The sequence below is a fragment of the Bacillus sp. UNC437CL72CviS29 genome (genome assembly GCF_000482345.1).
Classification (GTDB): domain Bacteria; phylum Bacillota; class Bacilli; order Bacillales; family Bacillaceae_G; genus Bacillus_A; species Bacillus_A arachidis.
In genome coordinates this window covers 34,251-57,460 of record NZ_AXVB01000005.1, presented here as the reverse complement: position 1 = coordinate 57,460, position 23,210 = coordinate 34,251, and the positions used below count along the sequence as shown (strand labels likewise).

Sequence of the window (23,210 nt, the reverse complement as noted above, 5' to 3'; positions counted from 1 at the left end):
ATTTTTCCTTCAAAAACAAAAAGATCCTTTATTTCATATTAAAGGATCTTTTTGTTTACATAATGTAATCACCATAAACTTACATAATTGGTAGTCATCAGGGGGACTGGATTCCAACTTTGTTGCATTGTTTGCCATGATTTGACCGTTCCATCTTTACTTTTAATGAACGCTTTAAATTCTATATTTCTTTCAGCTGGCAACACAACATTTCCTCTCCAATCATTACTACGAGAATCATAATATAATTGAATTGGATACTGTTTCGTGTCCCAACTTCCTAATTCCGCACGATTCCCCGTAATATATACAGTATCTCCTATTGTTGTAGGAGCATTTTTTACTACAATCGTTTGCATAACAGGTGTCACACCTAATAAATTCTTAAATTTTCCCATTAGTGAATTATTATACATTACATCTTGATAACGAAGTAAAGTAAATCCAGCAAAATTATAATTAAAAGCCATTTCTGCAACTCGTTTATACTCCTCTTCATTTCCGATGCTTAAAGCATTTTCACCATTTAATACAATTCCCTTTTGATTAGCTAATGTTGCAATATCTTGTACTAATGTTCTAGGCATTGAATATTCCGGATAATTACCTTTATCTGTCATTTCTAGACAAGTAAATGTTACATCTAACTTTGCGCTTTTGAAAGCATCGAGTAAATGGCTGTAATTATTATACCCTGCCGGCTTTTCTGCTCCGTGAGGCATAACCGGATTATTATATTGCCAATGTACTCCTGCAATCTTTGCACCGATTGGTACTTGAAAACTTGGATCAAAAGCATTGTGTGCCAATTCACCAATTAATTTTGCATGACTTTCTAAAACACCTTGATACCATTCTAAATAATCTTTTCCATATGAAGAATTATATCCATTCTTTAGAAACAGTTCCCCATCACTTGGTGGTAAAATTTCTGAAACAGAAGTAAGTTTTGTACTCCACGCTTTGTTCACTTCATTTAAGGAACCATATTTATTTAATACCCAGGAACGGAATTTTGATTTTGCAAATTCTGTATATGCTTGAAACTTTCCACGTGATGGATAACCGCTTCCATCAGCAGATGTGTAGGAAGGATATCTCAGTTCTCCAGCTGGTCCACCAGACAAATATATTTTTGTGATTACATCTTTATACGGTTTCATAGCTGCTGCGAATGCCGTATATAGTTCACCATATTCCTTTTGAATTACATCTGAAGCAAGTGGATTCAATGTTTCTTTATTAACGGTTCCGGTTTCAGATTTAAAGTAAAGACTATCATCATTTTTTTGATTCCAAACCCATGAAGGAATTGGTACGTTGCAATCATCCCCAACATTTCCACCGCACTGATGTGTAGAAATAATCGGAATCATTTTCATACCTGCATTTCTTACCGATTGAGCAAAACGCTGTACGTATGAAAAATCAAATTGCTGATCCCCGTTCTTTTCCATGTCTCCCCACCAAAAATCAACGGTAATAGCAGAAAAGCCATTCTGTTTTGCCCATCTTAGATCATTTTCAAATGTCTCCCAGTTTGTTACTTCTGGAATCTTTTTTAACGGGGCCATTACATATGCTTTGTAGTCCGGATTCATTCCTTTTCCATTTACAGCCGCAAAACTAATTTGCGGAATTAATAATGATACAAATAACATCCCGATAGACAAAATAACAATACAAAGATATTGAAACTGATTTTTCATCGACATTCTCCTCTTTAAATTACATTTTTATGTATCCGTTTTCATTATAAAACAAAATACGCAATCGATTGCATGAAATTATGCATAATATTAAATGAAATGAAAATAAACAAGCTAGATTAATTAACTTGTTTATTTTCAAATCCAACTGCATATTTTCTACTTTCACATACAAATTTAATCTCTTATTATACTGACCTTATTACACTATTATTATAATATTTCACTCAAATATCAAGAAATCCTTTTACCAAGAATGATTAAATCCCTTTCTATTCCATCTAATTCTGCAACGTTAGGCAAATGCGCCCATTTTTCAAAATCAAAACAAGAAAATAACTGAAGACTAGCTTTATTATGAGCAAATATGAATGCTAATAATGTTTTAATCTTGAGTTTCGGACAAGTATCTAACACTTTTTGTATGATATATTTACCTATCCCCCTACCTCTATGCATTTGATGAATGTATACACTTATTTCAGCTGTTCCATTATAAGCAGGTCGACCGTAAAAGGATTGAAAACTAACCCATCCGCATATCTCACCTTGCGATTCTATTACCCATAAAGGTCTAAAAGAAGGTGAATGTTCATGAAACCATTGTTCCTTGCTCGTAACAGTAACAGGTTCTGTATCAGCAGTTACCATTCTGCTTGAAATAGTTGAATTGTATATATCCACTATACTAGATAAATCACTAATTTTTGCATCTCTAATCTTAATATCTTCTTTCATAAACACCTCATACTCCTTAGTCAACATTCTACTTTTTCATATATTAACTGAATTCGTACATACAATTCAAAAAAGTTTTGTAATTCATCTAATATTTTTTCTATTTCCTTAAATATGTACGTTTCACATCTATTCTTACTTTGTAAAAGCAAAAAATAATCAGAATTTCTCAGCGATTTACAAAATAACTAGGTATTTATACCTAGTTATTTTGTAAATGAAGTACCAACTTCAACTTTTCTCTAATTTTTTACGAATCTATCATACTGCATCCGAAAAAGTTCAATGACAAACGGCAGATCCTCTACGCTTTTTATATGATAACTAATCCATCCTGATTCAGGTAATACATGATGTGGACTTACTAATCCTTGATTTACTAATTCATCCCGTTTTGGTTTTGGAAATGGAAGGTCTGCTAATTTGTCACCATGAAGATGACCTAACTCTTTCTTTTTATAATTGAATTCAATTCCCCCAAAGCGATGTGGCTTTTCAGAAACACCCTCCCAGCTCAGTACTTCTTTTCTAATCATTTCACTATATGACATAATCATTCACTCCTTTATCATTTGGATGTAAGAATACAATACCTTTTTTCTTTAAGCGTTACATCACTCAAGGGTATCAATGTATTTACGAAAATAGTTTGATTTTTACAAGGTAAATAAAGCCTATGCTTTTTCAAAAAACATCATTTATTCATTCTAAATCTATTCTTTATATACAAATAGGAAAATCAATACTGCACACTAAAATAACTAGACTCATATCCTAATCCATGTATTTAACCCTATTTCAAAAGAGAAAGGTAGGAAAACCAATGACTTCCAATATAGATTACACTTCTCCCTCTGTCCGTTTTACTCATGATTTAAGTACAAGTAATTTTTTTAAAAAAGATGCGCAAAATTATATAAATGTACTAGGGATTAAACAATTAAATACATTAGACAATACATCTTTATTAGATATTTTTTTAAGCACTGGTAATGTCGTTGAGCCACATGTACATCAAAATGCTGCTGAACTTGTTTACTGTATTTCTGGAGCAGCTATTGTATCCATACTTAACCCATTTACAAATCAACTTCTTAATCTTCCTATTAAACCAGGTCAAGTGGCTAACGTACCCCAAGGTTGGTGGCATTATGAAATTGCCTCTGTAGATCATACACATTTATTAGCAATTTTTAACGCTCCTACACCAGAAGTTATATTTGGTTCAGATATTTTAAGACTGACACCATCAACTGTAATGGCTCATACCTATTGTCTCGATGAACAGGAGTGGAAGAAAGCGGTATCCCCTATTCAATCAACTACCGTAATTGGGCCTCCGACAAACTGCACTCAAAATCGAAATACTTTGTACAATACAACACATCAAAATCCCCCCTATTCCGAACAGCCACCTTCATACTACCAACAACAGTTTCCATTTCATCCATATTGGGGGTATTAATAGGAGAAGTTAGCATTGAAGTGTATTTATATATCAACAGCGCAAATATATTCTTTATCTAGTAAATCAGAGTTTAAGTACCTTTCACTTAAGATCCTATAAAAATTATATTGCACTTTACTTCGGTTAATAAGCTGAAAAATGAGTTCTAAAAAGATGTTTACTTACTCTGTAAGCATCCTTTTTGTTCTTCAAAATCTTGTATGTACGAATCCTCTCATATTTTCATTATATTCATTACCTTAAACTACAGTAACGATGAATAGAGTTTTCACATATACTATCTATATATCAAACTGGAGGTGATGGTATCATGAATAAAGAGTACGATTCTAACAATTATTCTTCTAACAAAGATTCTTCTAATAATAAAGATATCCGCACTTCATCTTCACAATCTTCCAATTATCAATCATCACAAAGCCTATATCGCCAAGGGTATGTAAAGAAAAAAGGATGTAATTGCGGTAAAAACAAATAGAATTTTCGTTTTATCTAGCATTAAATTTACTGTTTACACATCAAAAAAGAGCATCCATAACAGATGCTCCTTTTTATAAAAATAAGTAACTAGTTATTAATTATAGATTAAGATTCTATTTAAAATTCTGTTAAAATTGGAAACTTATATCGATTCAAATCAAACTTTTCACTGTCGCGAATCATTAAATACTTTTCAGACTGAAACTCTTTGCACGCTACCTCTTCAATACCTAATTCATCAGGATAAAAGTAAAATTCAATCTCTGTAAATGGTTCAGTTATTTCGGCACATACATCATCTAAAATCGGAATAATTTGTGCAAAAACACCAAATAATTTTAACACTTGATCTTTCACTTCAAATACAATAAGTGCGTCCAGTTTCTCTGAATAATATAGTTTTTCATTCCATTTCACATCGTACATATTAAAATAAAAAGAAGACTGATAGTTTAATGGTGAAAATTCCATCGAAAGCTGTTGAGCGTTTTGTATTATTTCTTTTATAAGTTGCATATCTTCTTCATTATAAAAATCTAATTTTCGAAGTGAAGATGAACGAGATTGAACTTTATCATATAATAACGTCATCAGATGTTGTTGTACAACTCGAAAACCAAATGGTTCATATAGTTCCGGTTTCTCTGTAAATAACATTGCACATTCATATTGTTTATCTATTTCTTGTAATACTTTACCAAGAAGCTGCTTCATTAAACCTCTTCTCCTATATTTTGGATGTGTCATGACAGATTGAATACCAGCTGCATAAATCTGCTCTCCTTTTATAAACATTGGTAACGCAAACATCGACACATTTGCAATTACTTGCCCTTCTTGTAAATAAGAAAAAGGTTTGTATGTAGCATCCCAAAATCCATTGGATTCAAAGTTTTGCAACGTTTGAACAGGAATATGAAACACCTCTTCAAATAATTGAAACAACAATTCCTTTTTCGGTTCTTCCATCAAAAAGTTTTCAGAAAGAATAAGATTCCCCATATTGTTCCTCCATAAGTTCATTCCTATTAATGTAATCGTTTTCTATTGTGTTTAAATCAAAGAAGTTCACTTCTAACTCAACATATTATCACAAAATATACCAAAATAAGTCAAGAGTTTCAATATAACTTTAAGGACAAATCCGCTCCTTTTTCCCTCTTTATAATCTATCTAAATCCTATCAAATGAATATTTTTTATTCTTGATGTTTTTTGCTCCATAGAATCTTTGTTCCTAGATAACAATGTTTTTCTAGTTGCCAAATTAGACTTTTTTGAATAGTTATCACCTGCTCATCTTCCCTGTTTTTCTCTATATCTTAAAGACGATTACAAATAGCCAGATACATAAAAAGATGGTGAGTTGATTTTCCTTTACGCAAGAAATCAACTCACCTTGTTCATTTGAGAATATGTTTAAGTTGATAGGTATACTTTCCCTTTTACATGATTCTTTCCTTTTTATTAGACATAGTCTTTTCCCTAACAAGAAAATAAATCATCGGCAAAACAAGTAAACTAGCAATTGCGCAAATAATCCCTAAAGTAACAAATGGAAACCCTTTACTCAAGGTAAACGATGAAACACTCGAAGCGATCGTCATTCCAATATACATTGCAGAACTATTCAACGCCATAATTGTCCCTCTAATTGCTGGACTTAATTCAGAAATCAAAGCTGTTAGTGATGCTTGACCAAATCCAATGAATAGGCTCCAAACCATATGTGCCATAATCGCGATTTTGATATTATCAATATAGAGTGAAAATGTAATTACACTAACTGAAGCGATAACACCCGCAATGGAAACCACTATTTTTTTCCCTATTTTATCTGCTAATTTCCCTCCAACTATATTACCAATTACACTCCCTAAACCAGCAAAGAATATTACAATTCCAATCTGTCCAACTGTAAATCCAAAATTTCTTTCATAATACACACCTATGTATGAGAACATACCATGTAAGCCAACAGTCCATAAAAGTGTTGCTGATAACGCAAAGAAAATAGAAAAATTCGTGAATATCACTTTATATGATTTCATCATTGCTTTCTGTGCAGAAACTGATAATTGATTTTTCGGTACCTCTTTTTCTAACAATTGACTTGCAATTATCGTAACAAGCAAAGTCAGTAATCCAATGATATAAAATGTCCATTGCCAGTTTCCTACCTCAGATAAAAACGCACCGATAGGCACGCCTAATACCGTTGATCCAATCATCGCTCCCATAATCATTCCCATCGCTTTTCCGCGAGACTCGTATGGTACTTTATCTCCTACTAGTGCAAATACACTTGGCATGATCATCGCACCTGATAAACCAGTCAATCCACGGAACAATAAGAGTATTTCAAAACGATTCATAAGCCCAGTACAAAATGTAGTGATTGAAAAAATAATTAGCCCTATAACAATCAAATGCTTTCTCCCTACTTTATCAGACAATGGTCCAAAAAATGGAGCCGCTATCCCATAGCACAGTGCATAGGCTGTAATTAAAAGCCCTCCTTTTTCAGCAGGCATTCCTGTTGTCTGTGAAATCACAGGCAATAATGGTGAAACGATTAAACCATCTAAACCAATAAAAAACGCAATAACCGCTAAAATACACAACATTGATTTTCCTTTCATCTTTTTCCTCCACTTTTATTTCATATATGAAATAAATTACTAAAATTGTCCTTTCACCTCAAACTTTATATATATTTTTATTTCATATATGAATGATTTATATAAAGAAAAATGTAACAGAAGATGTTACACTTTTTCTTATACCGTAATTATACTAAATGGTGCTTCCATTTTAATAATAGTTCTTGCAGCTTTCGTTCTTCTTCATCAGTAAAGCAACTGCAATTTTCTTGTAAAAATTTTGCATACTTCCCATCGACTTGCTCTCTAGTTGTTTCTCCCTTTTCAGTTAAATAAACAAGTGTTTCCCGTTGATCATTTGGATTTTTTTCCGTTGCAACATATCCATCCCTCTTCATTCTTTGAATTAGGGTGGTCATATTGCTTGGAACACATCCCATGTTTTCAATCAACTTCGACATCGATACCTTTCCGGATTTCGCAAGTACTTGTATTACACCAAATTGGACATAACTTATATCATACTCTTCTATCGCCTTATCCAAATTTTTTTGCAATTGATGATAAACATCTCGAATACTTCCGTATAATTCCCTTTTTTTCATATCCATTTGAAAAAGCCTTTCTTTTTTATTTCATATATGAATCTTATTCTCATATATTTCATATGTCAAATAAAACAACCTTGCCTTGGTATATTTCTCCACCAAGACAAGGTCTGAACAATCTAATATTTTCAATATAATTATGTATATTTTACAAGTTATTTTTCCCCTTGTTCCCCACCCGCTATTAACGTACTTCCTGAAAATGTCTCTTTTTTCATGAAGACTTTATTAATCAAATCTTTCTGCTCATCCTGTGACATTATCCCCTTACCTTCACCAAGGTTACCGCTTTGTAATTTCCAAATCGTATTATGATCAGCATCAACTTTCTCGTATTTTCCTTGCTTCCATCTTTCTAAAATACCTATATATGCACTTTTTTGATTCATATTTCCACTCTTAACAATCTCAATTAAACTTTCAATTCGTTCTTGTGTTATAAAAATATAACCCCATTTTTGATCTGCTTTTACTTTTTGATGTGCCATTTCATGTAATGCAGTCTGTACTTTTTCATCAGTCCACTTAAAGTCTTTATTAAAATCACTATTCGGCAATGAATAATTCCCATTTTCTAAAATTTTCGCATTCTCTGTTTTTACTTTACTATCAGCTAATACTTCCACTGCTGGAGCTGCAATTGATGTTTTTTTAGCGGTTGGCTTACTATTATTGAGATAGTACAAGATTCCATAAGTTAGTGCCACGCCAATTACTGCCATCCCAGCAATTATCCCTAGTATTTTTAATAGTGTTTTCATTGAACACATTCCCCCCTCAACATTCCATCACTCATTTTCCTTCTAGTGATTTCATTTTTTAAATGTACTCGTTATAAATGATTCATTGAAGATGTTTTTTCATAAAAATTCTCCCCAAAAGTATTATTTTATCAGTTCATCCCCTATGTTTCCTTTTATTGTATTTCTATTCCATTTCATATTGCAAGATTATTCTACAAAAAGAATTAAATTTTCTAAAATTTCAATTATTTTTCACGCACTCTATCTCTTTTCAGCAAAATACGATTAGCTTTATCCTACCTATATTTAAAATCAATTGAATTAGAAAAGCATTTTTATTTTAAATCCATTTAAATATATGATAGGCGATGCTATTACAAATTTGGACCAAGGACATATGGATTTTTGACAATTATTACACTATGTTCGCTCAATAAAAAACCAAACAATCCGATCACGGCTTCGATACTTGCGGTGAATTTTCACCCTCATCACAAACTATCCATATTATGCTGTTTCGATCGTCTGCCCCACAGTTGTTTCCATAATACTATTGAGGCAACCGCAAGCATAATTGTTGTAATTACACTTCCTTCAATTCCAAAAGTTCCTCCATGTAACGATTCTGGTCCTCTTGTTGTTGATTTAAACAAAGGTGTAGAGTATATTGTTGTACCACTTACCGCAAAACCATATATATTATATTGAGCCCAGTTCCATATAGAATGCCAAGCGCATATTCCCCAAAGGCTATTCTCTTTTAATACATAGAACGCTGCAAATACACCAACTAATATGATATTTGATATAGAAAGAATTGTTATGCCTGGATTTAACAGATGGAGAAATCCAAAGAGAAATGATGTAATAACAATCCCAATCCATATCCGACTTCTAACTGAAATAACTGGAAATAACCAACCGCGTACAACAATTTCTTCTGCGGCACCTTGTACCAAAAACGCGATTAAAGAACCTAATATTCCTAATATGAATGTACTTGAAATCTGTTGCACATGTAAGGTAACAGAACCACTTAAAACTAAAATTAAAACTGGTATTGTTATAAATATAAAACCAATGAAAGCTCCACGTAAATATTTTTTCAAAGCATTATCTTTCCAAAAACCAATTGATGAAAATCGACGTTTTTCCACAAAACGAACCCATAAAAATACAATTAAAATCGCTCCACCAAATGTCAATAACATCCTTACATTATCATAAATCCCCTTCATAAATGTCGTTTCTGCTTTCGGTAAAAATAATATAAATACCATAAACAATTCGCCAAGAGTCAAAAATACAACCGATAATATTACTGCTAAAATTGGATGTACTTTCTTTCGCCCTTCCTTGGCTGCTTTAATTGTTTTAAATCGACTATTATTCAAAACTACTCCTCCCTCCACCACTTACAAACACTTCCTATTTTACATTAAATTTACTATATTCAATAAAAAGAAGGCAACAAGAAATACCATTCCTAATCATCTGAGGCACTTTATACTAGGCATACTACATTGAAAAGACCTATTTTTATACCTAATTAATAAAGAACTTAAAAACATAAAATACAATCCAATCACTGTACCAGTAGCGTGATTGAAGCACCTCCCTTACTCCACTTACTTCCAGCACTTGCTATTTCTCACCATTTGTTGTAAGATAGGTCTTAAGGTCAAATTTATAGACGTTTCACTTTGCATATTATCAAGCATCTATTAAGGATAATACGTATTCATAATTGATTTTTGATAATATGTGAATTTTTATTTTCATTGAAATAAGACCGATCATATTGTAATTTATTTTTCTTATTTTTAGGAGGCTCTTACCATGACATTAACAGGTAAAGTAAAATGGTTTAACAGCGAAAAAGGTTTCGGTTTCATCGAAGTTGCAGACGGTAACGATGTATTCGTTCACTTCTCTGCTATCACTGGCGAAGGTTTCAAATCTCTTGACGAAGGTCAAGAAGTTAGCTTCGAAGTTGAAGAAGGCAACCGTGGACCTCAAGCTAAAAACGTTGTAAAGCTATAATTTAAACAATAAAAAGGTTGTTACCATCGCACGGTTAACAACCTTTTTAATATATAATTAAAAATTTTTACATAAAAGGAGTGGTCACATGTATCGCAATCGAAAGAACGATGTAGCCGAAGTACCACCAGAACAAACCCCTGTTTGGGAATGCGAATCAGAGGATTGTTTAGGATGGATGAGAAAGAACTTTTCATTTGAAGAAGAGCCAAAATGCCCTTTATGTAAAAGTAACATGAAAAGCGGAGAACGTTTATTGCCTAAATTAGGTTAATGGTTTCATATCCCTCTTATCTTTGGATGAGAGGGATTTTTATTATTCCTTTCCATAACTAATGCGAAAAAAACCATGCATATTATATATCATGGTTCCTTTCCAAATCCGTTCGTATTATAGAATAGATACACGCATCATGTTGTTTTTCTCCTTGTTGAATATATCCGCGCAGTATTCCTTCTTTCTGAAATCCTATTTTGGATAGCATCTTACATGAGATGACATTTTCAGGATATGTAATTGCTCCAATTCTAAATAAATCTAATTCCTGAAAACTATAAGTAATGATTTTTCTAGCAGCTTCTGATGCGTAGCCCTTTCCCCAATGAGAAGGATGTAAATCATATCCAATCTCAGAACGTTTACTCCAAAGTTGTAAATTATTCAATCCAATTGTACCAATTAGCGTACCTGTTTCTTTCAATACAATTCCCCAGCGAATTGCACGTTTTTCAAAATAATTTTTTGAAAAAGACTCAATCATACGTGAAGCCTGTCCAAATTCTGTAAAAGAATTCATTCCATAATAACGCGTTACTTCTTCAAGCGAAAAGATTTCATATATTTTTTGACAATAAGATTGATCAATTTCAACTAAACGTAATCGTTCTGTTTCTAAAACAGGAAATGTCATTAAAACCCTCCTCTTCTTTCTACTCGTTTATTATATCAGAAAAATCTTCTCTTACTGGAAAATTCACCATAAATAAAAAAACCTGTTTTCAAAATACATGAATCAGGCTCCTTAATGATTTTCTTAATTTATTCGGTTTATACACAATATTTCATTCGTTTTAAACCTAACACAATAATAATCAGAATTTTTATCTTTCAGACATTTTAACATAATTGAATTTTGCTTACAAATAAAAATATTATATAAATATTTCAAACTATCCATTTCCCTTTTTGATGATTTTTCTGTCTTCATGCTATAGGTATTTGATTTAAAAAATGATTTAGACTATTAAAAAATAGTTACAGACAGTGAAACTACACGTGCAGACACTCTAATCAAAGTTAAATAGTAAACGATATGTACAATTTTTAGTAACAACAGACAAAATCCCCTTTCTTTTACTAGAAGGGGATTTTGTCAAAAAATATTAAAGGTTACATTACTCAGTACGGTTATTCAATGCGTTCATAATCTTCTCTGCTGTTTTCTTTCCATTTCCTATACAAGCTCCAATACCTACGCCATAGTATGAAGCCCCAGCTAGATACATATTTGGAAAAGCAGCTGATAATTTCTTATTTAAAGATTGAACTGCGTGATTATGTTCTAAATGATAATTTGGCATTAAATCTTTCCAGCCCGTAACTTCAACAGTTTGCGGCTTCCCTTGAATCCCAAGGCTTTTCTCAATGTCAGATAAAGCAACTTGGACCAATTCTTCCTTACTTTTTTGTTTCATTTTTTCATAAGCAGGATTGGAACTTTTATAAAACATTCTTACCAATAATTTTTGTTTATCTGATGTATGCTTCCATTTCCTACTCGTCCATGTACATGCATCACAATGTAAATCACTATTTTCTGAAACAATGAAACCCGTACCATCTGCAGGTAATTGTTCGTCAGGTATTTCAAACCCTAAATAAATGCTAATAAGAGAGGAATTTTTCAGCTTATTGAAATCATCATCTAATTCATTAGAACTTAATACTGTTTGTGCAACATCATGTGGAGCAGCTAAAACAACGTAATCCGCTTTTATTGTCTCTTGATTCAAAAAAGAAACTTCATATCCGTCGTCGACTCTTTTTACATTCGTCGTTGTTACTCCTTTTCGTATGTCTGTCCCAGTCAATTTTTCTTCTAAACGATTAATAATCGTAGAAAGACCCTTTTTAAAAGATAAAAACTTCTTATTCCCAGCAGCCTGAAATTGTTTTTTATTTACTTCAAACCCTTTCATAATACTGCCATATGTATTTTTGTAATCAAGTAAATATGGTAATGTAGATGCCATTGTAAGCTCGTTCAATTTACCGGAATAGACTCCCGAAAGAACTGGAGAAATTTGTTTCTCAACCAACTCTTTCCCTAAAAAACTTTCTAAAAATACAGCAAGTGAGGTATCTTTCGTAAAACCTTTGTTCTTTGTAATAAAGTCTTTCAGTGCAATGATTTTGCCTTTCGTTGAAACTAACGTACTACTAAATAGCGACTCTACACTCATTGGTATACCAAATACTGTGTCAGCAGGAATCGGATGTAACATATCATTTGAGTAAATATAAGAAATACCCGTTTCGTTGTATACCAATTCCTCTTCCAAATGCAACTCTTTTACAAAGGGCAAAACATTTTCATTTCGAGCAACGATTGAATCAGCCCCTGCTTCTATAATAAAATCTTTTTCTTTCACACTGTGAATTTTCCCGCCTAAATATTCATTTTTTTCTACAAGGATTAATTCTAAATCTATATTGTAATCCTTTTTTAGTTTTTCTAAGTAATACATCGTAGAAAGACCTGTAATCCCTCCACCTATGACAACAACTGTTTTCATACTTGCTGCGCTCCTAACCGATACGATAATAAATTCCTTTATTATTATAACCAAAAATTCACTTTCTCGACTAGCAGCTAATAAAGTTCTTAAAATGTACATATTATTTCCACATATACTTTTAACATGTCTAACATTTAATTGTTTAAATATTGAAATTTTCTTTATTTTAATATTTATAGTTGTCTAGGGAATCAATTCATAAGGAATTGTTAAAAGATACTCACCTTTTTTCAAGTGTTATCCATACGAGAAAATGAATGTAATTCTATATTCTTTGTGTATTATGAGGTTCAGAACGTTGATGTTATATTACGAAAAATGGCATTCACTACAAATTATAATAGCTTCTTATTTTAATAACATTATATAGTTAATTAATTTATCTAGTTCTTGACTTACTGTAAGTACTTCTTCATGTTGAAATCCATAATTAGATACTAGCGTAAATAGTTCTTCTTTTTTCATTTCAATGATTTGCTCTAAGTTCCTCAGCTCCATATCGTATTTAATCGCTCCAATTTAAAATGTATGTACTCTAGTATAGAGTATTCACATAATAAGTAAAAGCTTCATTTTCAATTCAATATGACATCTTAAAAACAAATGAGTGGAACTATATACTATGTCAAAATAAAAATTACACTTCATCGCACAACCAACATATCCTACTTAACAATCTCACCGCAACAAAAAAGCATGACCATCTTATATCATGCTTTATGTCCTTTATACATCTTTTTGTAAATTCCTTGTAATTATCCAATCTTTACGTATGTGCAATTAAACCATTTGGCCGAAAACGACTCATCATGAGTTCATCAATGAACTTACCGTGAGATTTTAAACTCCCCTTTTTTATACCTTCATCTTTAAACCCAAACTTTTCATATAGTGCTTTTGCACCAGGATTTATTTCCAAAACACCAAGTTCTACTCTCTCTAGCATTAACCAATTATCTGCAAGATCCAGCATTTTTGTTAATAAAGCTTTTCCAATACCTTTATTATGATATCCACTGTCTACACCGATAAATAAATCTCCCGAATGTGACCTTCTTCCTTGTCCTTGCGTTAAACCAACAAATCCTACTACTTGCCCGTCATATTCTGCAACAAATTCAAATTGATTCGGCGCTAAATTTCGAATTCTATTTTCCATCGCATCTATTCGCATACTAGGTAAGAAAACCATATAAGGTAAAACATCATTTTGGATGCATATACGATGAATTGCTTTAGCATCTTGTATCTCTACTGCACGAATTATAACTTCCATCTTATTCTCCCCTTCCAATCCATACAGTAAAGATTCTTTATAATACAAAAAAATCCTACTTGAACATGGTTAATTTGATAGAATTACAACATTTCTAGCAGTTTTTGATTGTTCATTTAACTTTGGCATTTCAATTAAATGAAATGAAACTCTCTGCCCTTGTAAAAGGTATCTAAAACCATCTGGAAACCTGCTTGAATCAGGTGCGATTGAGCTAAAGTGTACAAAAGCGTGACTATCCTCTTTTCCATCTATTAAAATACTCCCATAGCCTTCATCTTGTTTAAACCATTCCACAATACCTTCGCATTTTTCTTTCATCTGTATCTCCCTTCATTTTCTAAAATCTAGGCTAAAAAATAAGGAAACATCCTGTAAAAAGAAAACGCTACTCCTTCCGCTCTCACATGTCCATATTTATTTACAATCTGTTGAACTTTTTTTCAGAATTATTATATAATTACCAAGGTAAATCTATTATTGTAAGGGGGATACAAAATGACAACACTAGGAATCATTCGGCACGGCAGCACACACTGGAATAAAGAAGGGAGAGCTCAAGGTAATTCAAATATCCCACTTGATCAAGACGGACTCTCTGATGCTTATAAACTAGCAGAACGTTTAGCTACAGAAAATTGGGATTTAATCTATTCTAGTGATTTACTAAGAGCAAAGCAAACTGCCGAACCAATAGGAAAAAGCATTAAAAATATAGAAATCCATTTAGACCCTAGACTTCGTGAAGTGGGTGGTGGAGAAATCGAAGGAACAACTGAAGAAGAGCGAATTTCGAAATGGGGAAAGAGCTGGAGAGAACTCGATTTAGGAATTGAAAGTGCTGACAGTGTTAAAGCGAGAGCTTTACCGTTTATTGAAGACATTACATATAAACACCCTAACAAAAACATCTTAATCGTTAGTCATGGCTCATACATTAAGCATCTTCTTAAAGAATTAGTGCCTCATTTGAGCACGACAGATTCTCCAAAAAATACATCCATAACTAAAATTAAAAAGCTAGAAAATGGCTGGGATTCAGAATTATATAATTGCACGGTGCATTTAGATTAAATGTTTAATATTTAAAAAAGAAGACTTTAGCAACAGGTCTTCTTTTTTATTTTCTAGTTGCTTACTAAATATGATGCCAATTATTATACAGTACTTAAATCTTTTCCCATTATAACATAAGGAACATCATCTTTACTTGGATGAAATGGTTCCATTATATTACTCCATTCTAGTTTCTCATATAACGAACGAGCATGATTGTTACTTACCTGTGTCGTCAAAACACTAGTTTTATTGCATATTCCATCTAATAAATTATTATGTAATGCAGTTCCCACTCCTTTTTTCCGATAATCGGAATGGACCGCTAATTCAACAAATTCAAAACAATCATGTAACCATCGATCCACCTGTTTCGAACTTAATGCTTCCCTTAACAAATGATTGTAGTACTGCCCTTCTAAAGATTCATATCCATAAACAAAACCGATAATTTCATTCTCATCACTTATAGCTACTATACCCTTGAAATTTTCATAATCTATATGTCTTGTAATTCTTTCTACCATTTCATCAAAATCTTTTCCTTCATGCACCATGCAGTACAGTTTGGACATGTTTATAATTAGAGTTTCATCTTTCTGTATTGGTACTATATTCACCACAAATCCCCTCCTAATAAAAAAGCATAGTAATTATTTATGTTTATAAATAATTACAAAATAAAGAATATTAAAATGAAATATTTTATCTAGAATTCTCTTTCTTGTGATGAGGAAAATACATAATCAAACTTTATATTTTTAAGCCTATCTCTTAAATACTCTGCTTGCTCTATGCCATATTCATTTAATGGCAACCCTAGCCTCCCTTGAAGTCTTCATTCTTTCCTCATATCTGTTTGTCCATGTCTAATCACATAAATCATTTCTAGACTCTCCCCTTGATTTATTTTTATAATCTTAACATTTTTCAGTAATCAATAACAACAATAGACCATAATCCTATGATTCGTTATTTCTTTGGTTGTAATAGAAATAACGTTAGACCAATTAAGATAAGTACAATACCTATACCTTGTTGTAAAGAAATAGTCTCATCCAAAATGTAATATGCAAGGATACAAGTTCCGATTGTTTCTCCTAATATACCTATGGAAAGAAATCGATTTTTTTCTTTGATTTATTCAACTAAAACATCTATTTGTTTAATAAAAATGAGGCCAACACTTTCTTATTTCATCATCTTTTTACCGATATACTTTCTTTTAAGTAAACTTCTATTAAAAGCATAATAGAAGTGATTTTAATAATGATTCACTCTCAGTAACAAAGAGTTTGGCATTTCAATATGAAAATGTGTTAGCTTTAATTTCTATGTCGAGTTTACCATTTTTATCAACTGATTTTATCGTTATTACAGTGTTCCCAGAATCCCCCTTTTAACCTAAACCTTTTCTCATTTTGTGTCTCACATTCTGAACGATTTCAAAAGTAACTGTTACTACAAGAGCTGTAAACCTACATAAACAAGGTGCGTTTTTTATTAATTACAAAAAGATGTGTTACTTTGCATGGTTACTCTTTTCCCTTCTCTCCACAACTGAATATATATTCTATCTTTAATATCAATCTCCTTTCCTTCACTAAACAAAAAGGATTTACATATTTTAGTGGAGTATTAATATACATAACAATATTTTAAAATATTATAATTTAAACACTAAGGGGATACAACGATGGAACAAACCATTCATATTGACGGTTTCGTCAAACCTGGATTTGAAAAAGTTAAACATGCATTTATAGAGAATTTTACAAACCGTGAAGAATTAGGAGCTGCTTGCTGCATCTATTATAACGATGAGTGCGTTGTTGATCTATGGGGCGGATATCGTGACCATCATACAAAAAAACGCTGGCAAGAAGATACAGCAATTCTCATTTTTTCTGCAACAAAGGGATTTGCTAGTCTTGCATTGGCCTTAGCGCATTCAAAAGGTTATATCGATTACGAAGAGAAAGTATCTACTTATTGGAACGAATTCGGAGTAAATGGAAAAGAAAACATCACAGTCCGGCAGTTGCTTGGACACCAAGCTGGGTTATGTTGTATTAACAAATTACCATTATATACACTTGGTGATTTTGATACGAAGCACGTTGCTCCTTATTTAGAAACCATGAAACCAGCTTGGGAACCCGGCACAAGACATGGCTACCATACATGGACAATCGGTTGGTATATAAGTGAATTAATTCGTCATGTAGATCCAAAAGGAAGAAATTTGACTCAATTTTTTAGTGAAGAGATTGCACAGCCTTTACAAGCAGAAATGTATATTGGTATACCCACTTCACTGCCAAATGAACGTATAGCGACTATTAAGGGAATCCAATCTATCTTTGACATATTTAAAAGCTTTAGCTCTTTCCCAAAAAGCTTACTATGGGCTTTTTTGAATCCAAAATCCTTAGCAAAGCGTAGCATGGTGGATCCAAAAGGATTACTTGCACATGATAACTTCAACAAAAGAGAATTACGAGAAATAGAATTTCCATCTGGAAATGGCATCGGTGTAGTGCGTGATATGGCAAAAATCTATAGTGAATTTGCTAATGGTGGCCCCATATTAGGTTTAAGCCCATATACTTTAAGTGAACTATCGAAACCACCTGTACAAACGAACGGTTGTTGGCGTGATGTTGTACAAACCGTAGACACCGCTTTTACATTAGGCTTTTTCAAACCGTTAGAAACAGGCTCTCACTATGGAAATTCCTCATGTTTTGGACATCCAGGTGCGGGTGGCTCTTTATGTTTCGCAGATCCAATCAATCGAGTTGGTTTTTCTTATGCAATGACACGCGTTGGTATGCAAATGTTTGATGACCCACGAGAAACTTCTATTCGAAAGGCATTTTATGACACCATTTCACAATCCCAAAAATCACCCAATGCCTTATTGACAGTGATATCAGATGTTACTAAATAGATTGATCTTAAAGAAATTTAACCTTTTATTACATACATCATCATTACCAGATTTAAGTTATATAAAAAATTACTTCCAAATAAGTTGGACTAATCTCTTCTTTCACACAGTAAGCTGAAAATGAAGGCTAGAAAAATGGAGTGTGATTATATGGAGCGACTATGGTTTCCAATGATCGTTACATTTTTTTCGTTTGGTGGATTACTATTAGGTGGCGCAGTTGGACTTGTCACACGTCAACTTATCGAAGAAAAAATGCATCGTTTATACGCGCTATGTGGAGGCATTTTATTTGGGTTATTATCGCTAGAAATCATTCCAGAAACTTTTTCAAGCTATGAAATCATTGGCCCCACGCTCGGCATTACCATTGGTATATTACTTATGAGTTTACTTGATAATTATTGCCATCACCCTATCATACATAAAAAAGACCAGCAAGCATGGCAAACTTTTTTATTTCTCTCCTTCGCTATTTTTATTCACAATATGCCGAGTGGTATTGCATTAGGAGCTGCTTTTACAAATCATGACGAAACTGCAATTCCGTTCTTATTTGCGATTGTCACACACCATATTCCAGAAGGATTAGCTTTAATCATTCCTTTTCTATTTACACAGCATAAATATATTTCATTTCTATTAACAATCTTGTTATTATCGATTATCCTCGGTACTGGTACAATCTTTGGGGTGATGATGCACGGGAAAGCACTTCACTTACAAGGGCTGATAATGGGGAGTGCAATCGGTTCTTTAGGTTATGTCACAATACATGAGATGTTATGGAAGGCTAAGAAACACCTTTCTCCTCTCCCCTTCCTTTCTTGGTCTATTAGTGGATTTTTACTCATAACCGTTTTTATTCTTTTCGCTGACCATCATTAAAATAAGGATTCATTTCTTGTATATTTTACCTATTTATCCAAAACATAATAGTATCTCAATGCATAAGGAGGATTTATTATGTTTCGTAAAACAGCCGGTGAAGCACTTGTTGATTTACTTATCGATTGGGGCGTTGACCACATTTACGGCATGCCTGGGGATTCAATCAATTCTATTATTGAACCGCTTCGAAAGAAACAAGACAAAATCAAATTCATTCAAGTTCGTCATGAAGAAGCTGGTGCTTTAGCAGCCGCTTCCTATGCAAAATTAACAGGTAAACTCGGCGTTTGTATGGCAATTGCTGGTCCTGGAGCGATCCATTTATTAAATGGATTATATGATGCAAAACTAGATCAAGTGCCAGTTCTCGCAATTACAGGGCAAGTTGAATCTGATTTACTCGGAACAGGATTTTTCCAAGAGGTAAACTTAGAAAGAATGTTTGATGATGTCGCTGTCTATAATCAACGAATTATGTCAGCTGAACAACTCCCTGCCGTTGTAAACCAAGCGATTCGGATGGCATATACAAAGAAAGGTGTATCTGTTCTTACTATTCCAGATGATGTTCCGAAGTTTGAAGTGGAAGCTGGGGCACGTATAACAAGTTCTTCTTTTACATTGCCCGAACTCTTTCCGCAAGAAGAGGATCTAAAATTGGCAAAACTTGCATTAAATGACGCAAAAAAACCTGTTATTTTAGCTGGAAAAGGGGCAAAACATGCGAAGGAATCTTTACTTACATTTGCAGAACATATTGGTGCCCCTATTGTTTTAACACTACCAGCAAAAGGAATTATTCCTGATGAACATCCTCTCTGTATAGGCGGACTAGGATTAATTGGGACAAAACCGTCTTACGAAGCAATGAAGAATGCGGATACATTAATCATGGTCGGAACTTCTTACCCTTTCACTGGCTTTTTACCCGAAAAAGCAAAGACGCTTCATATTGATACAGATCCTACACAAATCGGAAAGCGTTATGCGACAGACATCGGATTAGCTGGTGATGCAGATAAAACATTGAGATGGTTTTTAGAAAATGTGGAGAAGCATAACGATCATTCATTCCTAGAGCATCATCAAGAATTGATGAAAAAATGGGAAGAAAAATTGCATAACCAAGAAGAGGATTCTTCCACTCCAATCAAACCACAAAGAGTTATGCATGCCTTGCAACATGTTGCTCATGATGATGCCATTTTATCAGTTGATGTTGGGAATGTCACAGTATGGGCTGCCCGTCATTTTCGGATGACGAACCAACAATTCATCATCTCAAGTTGGCTTGCTACACTCGGATGTGGTCTACCTGGCGCAATTGCTGGGCAACTTGCCTATCCAGATAAACAAGTCTTTGCAATTTGTGGTGACGGTGGATTTGGAATGACGATGAATGATTTTGTCACTGCAGTAAAATATAAGTTACCAATTATTGTTGTTGTCTTAAACAACAATAAAATCGCTATGATTAAGTTTGAGCAAGAAGTAATGGGAAATGTTGAATTTGGTACAGACTTAACAAATCCTAATTTTGCAAAATATGCAGAAATATGTGGCGGAGTTGGATACCGAGTAGAACATATTGATGAATTACTTCCTGCCTTTGAAAATGCTGTTAAGCAAAATAAGCCTTGTATTATTGATGTAGTAGTAGACGTAAATGAAGCACCAATGCCTGCAAAAATTACATTCGGACAAGCAGCTGGATATACGAAACACATGCTAAAAGAGTTGTTCGAAGAAGGAAAAATTGATTTACCACCTTTATAAAATCAAAAAAGATAGATGAGAACAGATTATTCTCATCTATCTTTTTTATCTAGATACTTCTTGTTGAAAAGAAAAATCTTTTCTTCCACCTTGTACTTGTTCTTGCACTTTGATGAAAAAACGCGCTTATCCTTCATAAGCGCGTTTTTCACTTTTCCAGTAAATCACCTCATTTAGCATTATTTTGAAACTTGTTCTTTTGGCAAAACCATTCCTTTATACAGTTGCACCGTTATCCAGTAATAGACAACATAAATAATAAGAAAAATCCCAATCGGCATCCAAACTTTTACAAATGGATCAACTAAGAAGAGACGGAACAAGTTAAGCCCTACTAAAACATGTGCAATACCAATGATAGCTGGGAAAATAAAGAGATATGAAATCTCTTTATAGATGCTACGTGATAACATACTACGTCGTACTCCAATTTTCCGAAGCATTTCGTAACGACGTACATCGCGAGAAGCTCCTGTTAATATTTTAAACATGAGAGAGCTCGCCATCATTGCTAAGAATGCAATTCCAAGGAAGAATCCCATGAACATCGTACCGCTCATAAAACTATTCATAAATTGGTAAGTTGTCATTTTTGTATATAATTCTATTTTTTTGCCTGTTTCTTTTTCTACTAACTCTTTTTGTCGTTGATCGATATCCATTAATAAAGGTTTATATTTTTGTAAATCATCTACTTGTACTAGTGTGACACTATGTTCTGTTCCTTGAATATTTTTATATTGATTGTCATCTGCAATTCGTACAGGTTTTCCATTAAATTGATTATGCGTAACTTGAATTTCTCTTACAATCGCATCTTCCCAATCTCTTGGAATACGCGGGAGATTAGGCGAAGCGTCAGGTGCTTCCATAGATGTATATAATGATTCAGTTAAAGGTTCCTTTACGCGTTTACGTACAGGCTCTTTTACATTTTTAGTATCTTGATGATCAGAAATGAGCGGTGGTTTTGCAGTTAAATCGTCTCGTAAATAATAAACTGCTTCCCCGTCTACTTTATATTTATAAGTCCGCTGCTCTACAATGTTCATTTCCTTTAATGCAGCTTTATCTTTTTCATTCTGATCGTGAATTGTCACATCATAGACTCGAGAAAAATCCGTCATAATACCAACATTTTTTTGAAATGCCATTCCAGCTGTCATCGCCCCTGCACCAAGTGCAATTAGCATCGCTACAGTTCCAAGCACCCGTGATAGACTGTTGATCCGGAAACGAAGCTGAGCGTATGTAAAGCTATTTAAACCTGTTTCATTTCGATTTTTGTTACTTTTTAATCGTGTCACAAACAATGGTAGCAATGAACTAAAAATAAAATATGTCCCTATTGTTGTAGCACCCGTTGCTAGTATAAAACCTATTTCACGTAACTTGTCTATATGAAGGATAGAATAGTATCCAGTTCCTAACAGCAGTACTCCCATTACAGTAAAAATGATAACACGGCGCTTACTCTTTTCTATTTCATCTTGTGTTTCATCTTCACGAAGTAACTCAAGTTCAGTTTTGCGCAATAAACGTACACTATTGATAACTCCAGTAATAATAAATAAGACCAAGAAAAATCCACATGTAACAAGAACTGCAGGCATATAAAATGGCGCATAGCCTTTTGCCGAAATCTCTAAACCATTCATTAAAAAATTTCCTGCTGCACTTGCTAGCAATATTCCTACAATAATTCCGATAATAATGCTGATAATTCCCATGCCGAATGTTTCGATAAATAATAACTGAGCTACTTTTTTCTTCTTCGCACCGAGCATCATATACATACCAAGCTCTTTCCTGCGCAATGTAAGTAAAAAGGAATTCGCATATACGATATAAAAGACCGTAATGAAGGAAAGTAAGACCGCACCGACCCAAAATACAAGGCGAATACTACTAATCATACTATTATCTTTTGTAAATTGACTGTTGATTGCCATCGTTTGGAACATGTAGAAAATACTTATACTAATGACAAGACCAACAAGTAAAACTAGATAGTCCTTTAGCATTTTTTTCATACTATGACGTGATAATTTCAATAACATGATCTCAC

General features: G+C 33.2%; 23 protein-coding genes and 2 pseudogenes. 8 read left to right on the top strand and 17 right to left on the bottom strand.

The window, feature by feature from the left end:
- Nucleotides 1-68: 68 nt before the first annotated feature.
- The 3 genes from M014_RS0105445 to M014_RS0105435 all read right to left on the bottom strand — a co-directional run bounded on the left by M014_RS0105445 (nucleotide 69) and on the right by M014_RS0105435 (nucleotide 2,998).
- Entirely contained in the window at nucleotides 69-1,709 is a 1,641-nt protein-coding gene (locus tag M014_RS0105445) for a family 14 glycosylhydrolase (protein WP_026590814.1), read from the bottom strand.
- A gap of 234 nt (nucleotides 1,710-1,943) precedes the next feature.
- Nucleotides 1,944-2,447, bottom strand: a complete 504-nt coding sequence (locus M014_RS0105440; protein WP_026590813.1) for a GNAT family N-acetyltransferase — start codon at nucleotides 2,445-2,447, stop codon at nucleotides 1,944-1,946.
- Nucleotides 2,448-2,689: 242 nt separating this feature from the next.
- Entirely contained in the window at nucleotides 2,690-2,998 is a 309-nt protein-coding gene (locus M014_RS0105435; protein ID WP_026590812.1) for a luciferase domain-containing protein, read from the bottom strand.
- Nucleotides 2,999-3,270: 272 nt separating this feature from the next.
- Here M014_RS0105435 and M014_RS0105430 point away from each other — a divergent pair, with 272 nt between their 5' ends.
- Nucleotides 3,271-3,912: a cupin domain-containing protein gene (locus tag M014_RS0105430; RefSeq protein ID WP_026590811.1), complete on the top strand. Its 642-nt coding sequence runs from the start codon at nucleotides 3,271-3,273 to the stop codon at nucleotides 3,910-3,912.
- A 313-nt stretch (nucleotides 3,913-4,225) separates the two neighbouring features.
- Nucleotides 4,226-4,393, top strand: coding sequence for a hypothetical protein (locus tag M014_RS29530; RefSeq protein WP_170833629.1), 168 nt, complete (start codon nucleotides 4,226-4,228; stop codon nucleotides 4,391-4,393).
- A 119-nt stretch (nucleotides 4,394-4,512) separates the two neighbouring features.
- On the opposite strand, the gene M014_RS0105425 is transcribed toward M014_RS29530, so the two are convergent.
- The 5 genes from M014_RS0105425 to M014_RS0105405 form a co-directional block, all read right to left on the bottom strand.
- Nucleotides 4,513-5,397 carry a GNAT family N-acetyltransferase gene (locus M014_RS0105425; protein WP_026590810.1) on the bottom strand — a complete coding sequence of 295 codons (885 nt, stop codon included), beginning with the start codon at nucleotides 5,395-5,397 and terminating at the stop codon, nucleotides 4,513-4,515.
- Nucleotides 5,398-5,839: 442 nt separating this feature from the next.
- On the bottom strand, nucleotides 5,840-7,036 hold the full coding sequence (locus M014_RS0105420) for an MFS transporter (RefSeq protein ID WP_026590809.1): 1,197 nt from the start codon (nucleotides 7,034-7,036) through the stop codon (nucleotides 5,840-5,842).
- 149 nt (nucleotides 7,037-7,185) lie between these two features.
- Complete coding sequence (locus M014_RS0105415) at nucleotides 7,186-7,602, bottom strand: MarR family winged helix-turn-helix transcriptional regulator (RefSeq protein WP_026590808.1); 417 nt, start codon at nucleotides 7,600-7,602, stop codon at nucleotides 7,186-7,188.
- Nucleotides 7,603-7,760: 158 nt separating this feature from the next.
- Nucleotides 7,761-8,366 carry a PRK06770 family protein gene (locus tag M014_RS0105410; protein ID WP_026590807.1) on the bottom strand — a complete coding sequence of 202 codons (606 nt, stop codon included), beginning with the start codon at nucleotides 8,364-8,366 and terminating at the stop codon, nucleotides 7,761-7,763.
- A gap of 473 nt (nucleotides 8,367-8,839) precedes the next feature.
- Nucleotides 8,840-9,742, bottom strand: a complete 903-nt coding sequence (locus tag M014_RS0105405) for a CPBP family intramembrane glutamic endopeptidase (RefSeq protein ID WP_026590806.1) — start codon at nucleotides 9,740-9,742, stop codon at nucleotides 8,840-8,842.
- Between the two features lie 445 nt (nucleotides 9,743-10,187).
- On the opposite strand from M014_RS0105405, the gene cspD reads away from it, so the two are divergent.
- Both cspD and M014_RS0105395 read left to right on the top strand, forming a co-directional pair.
- The gene (gene cspD / locus M014_RS0105400) at nucleotides 10,188-10,391 is read left to right on the top strand and encodes a cold-shock protein CspD (RefSeq protein ID WP_026590805.1); all 204 of its coding nucleotides are present in this window, start codon (nucleotides 10,188-10,190) and stop codon (nucleotides 10,389-10,391) included.
- Nucleotides 10,392-10,479: 88 nt separating this feature from the next.
- The gene (locus M014_RS0105395) at nucleotides 10,480-10,665 is read left to right on the top strand and encodes a cold-shock protein (RefSeq protein WP_000286200.1); all 186 of its coding nucleotides are present in this window, start codon (nucleotides 10,480-10,482) and stop codon (nucleotides 10,663-10,665) included.
- An 82-nt stretch (nucleotides 10,666-10,747) separates the two neighbouring features.
- Here M014_RS0105395 and M014_RS0105390 read toward each other — a convergent pair whose 3' ends face one another.
- The 5 genes from M014_RS0105390 to M014_RS0105370 all read right to left on the bottom strand — a co-directional run bounded on the left by M014_RS0105390 (nucleotide 10,748) and on the right by M014_RS0105370 (nucleotide 14,787).
- Entirely contained in the window at nucleotides 10,748-11,302 is a 555-nt protein-coding gene (locus M014_RS0105390; protein ID WP_026590804.1) for a GNAT family N-acetyltransferase, read from the bottom strand.
- Nucleotides 11,303-11,786: 484 nt separating this feature from the next.
- A complete protein-coding gene (locus tag M014_RS0105385) occupies nucleotides 11,787-13,187 on the bottom strand; it encodes a protoporphyrinogen oxidase (protein ID WP_026590803.1) in 1,401 nt (466 codons plus the stop codon).
- A gap of 351 nt (nucleotides 13,188-13,538) precedes the next feature.
- Nucleotides 13,539-13,688 (bottom strand): aspartyl-phosphate phosphatase Spo0E family protein, encoded by a 150-nt coding sequence (locus M014_RS0105380; protein ID WP_026590802.1) that lies wholly within the window; start codon nucleotides 13,686-13,688, stop codon nucleotides 13,539-13,541.
- 268 nt (nucleotides 13,689-13,956) lie between these two features.
- Nucleotides 13,957-14,466, bottom strand: a complete 510-nt coding sequence (locus tag M014_RS0105375) for a GNAT family N-acetyltransferase (protein ID WP_026590801.1) — start codon at nucleotides 14,464-14,466, stop codon at nucleotides 13,957-13,959.
- 69 nt (nucleotides 14,467-14,535) lie between these two features.
- The gene (locus M014_RS0105370; RefSeq protein WP_026590800.1) at nucleotides 14,536-14,787 is read right to left on the bottom strand and encodes a cold shock domain-containing protein; all 252 of its coding nucleotides are present in this window, start codon (nucleotides 14,785-14,787) and stop codon (nucleotides 14,536-14,538) included.
- A gap of 177 nt (nucleotides 14,788-14,964) precedes the next feature.
- Here M014_RS0105370 and M014_RS0105365 point away from each other — a divergent pair, with 177 nt between their 5' ends.
- Nucleotides 14,965-15,540 (top strand): histidine phosphatase family protein, encoded by a 576-nt coding sequence (locus M014_RS0105365; RefSeq protein WP_026590799.1) that lies wholly within the window; start codon nucleotides 14,965-14,967, stop codon nucleotides 15,538-15,540.
- A gap of 83 nt (nucleotides 15,541-15,623) precedes the next feature.
- Here M014_RS0105365 and M014_RS0105360 read toward each other — a convergent pair whose 3' ends face one another.
- The 3 genes and pseudogenes from M014_RS0105360 to M014_RS27900 all read right to left on the bottom strand — a co-directional run.
- Nucleotides 15,624-16,097, bottom strand: a complete 474-nt coding sequence (locus tag M014_RS0105360; RefSeq protein WP_051588557.1) for a GNAT family N-acetyltransferase — start codon at nucleotides 16,095-16,097, stop codon at nucleotides 15,624-15,626.
- 143 nt (nucleotides 16,098-16,240) lie between these two features.
- Nucleotides 16,241-16,408: pseudogene (locus tag M014_RS30425) on the bottom strand (histidine phosphatase family protein); the annotation flags it as partial.
- Nucleotides 16,409-16,494: 86 nt separating this feature from the next.
- Nucleotides 16,495-16,641 (bottom strand): annotated as a pseudogene (locus tag M014_RS27900) (EamA family transporter); the annotation flags it as partial.
- 577 nt (nucleotides 16,642-17,218) lie between these two features.
- Here M014_RS27900 and M014_RS26450 point away from each other — a divergent pair.
- The 3 genes from M014_RS26450 to M014_RS0105340 all read left to right on the top strand — a co-directional run bounded on the left by M014_RS26450 (nucleotide 17,219) and on the right by M014_RS0105340 (nucleotide 21,142).
- Nucleotides 17,219-18,475, top strand: coding sequence for a serine hydrolase domain-containing protein (locus M014_RS26450; RefSeq protein WP_051588547.1), 1,257 nt, complete (start codon nucleotides 17,219-17,221; stop codon nucleotides 18,473-18,475).
- 150 nt (nucleotides 18,476-18,625) lie between these two features.
- Nucleotides 18,626-19,363: a ZIP family metal transporter gene (locus tag M014_RS0105345; protein ID WP_026590797.1), complete on the top strand. Its 738-nt coding sequence runs from the start codon at nucleotides 18,626-18,628 to the stop codon at nucleotides 19,361-19,363.
- 78 nt (nucleotides 19,364-19,441) lie between these two features.
- Nucleotides 19,442-21,142 carry a pyruvate oxidase gene (locus M014_RS0105340; RefSeq protein WP_026590796.1) on the top strand — a complete coding sequence of 567 codons (1,701 nt, stop codon included), beginning with the start codon at nucleotides 19,442-19,444 and terminating at the stop codon, nucleotides 21,140-21,142.
- A 179-nt stretch (nucleotides 21,143-21,321) separates the two neighbouring features.
- Here the strand turns inward: M014_RS0105340 and M014_RS0105330 are convergent, their stop codons facing one another.
- Complete coding sequence (locus tag M014_RS0105330; protein WP_026590795.1) at nucleotides 21,322-23,202, bottom strand: ABC transporter permease; 1,881 nt, start codon at nucleotides 23,200-23,202, stop codon at nucleotides 21,322-21,324.
- Nucleotides 23,203-23,210: the final 8 nt, after the last annotated feature.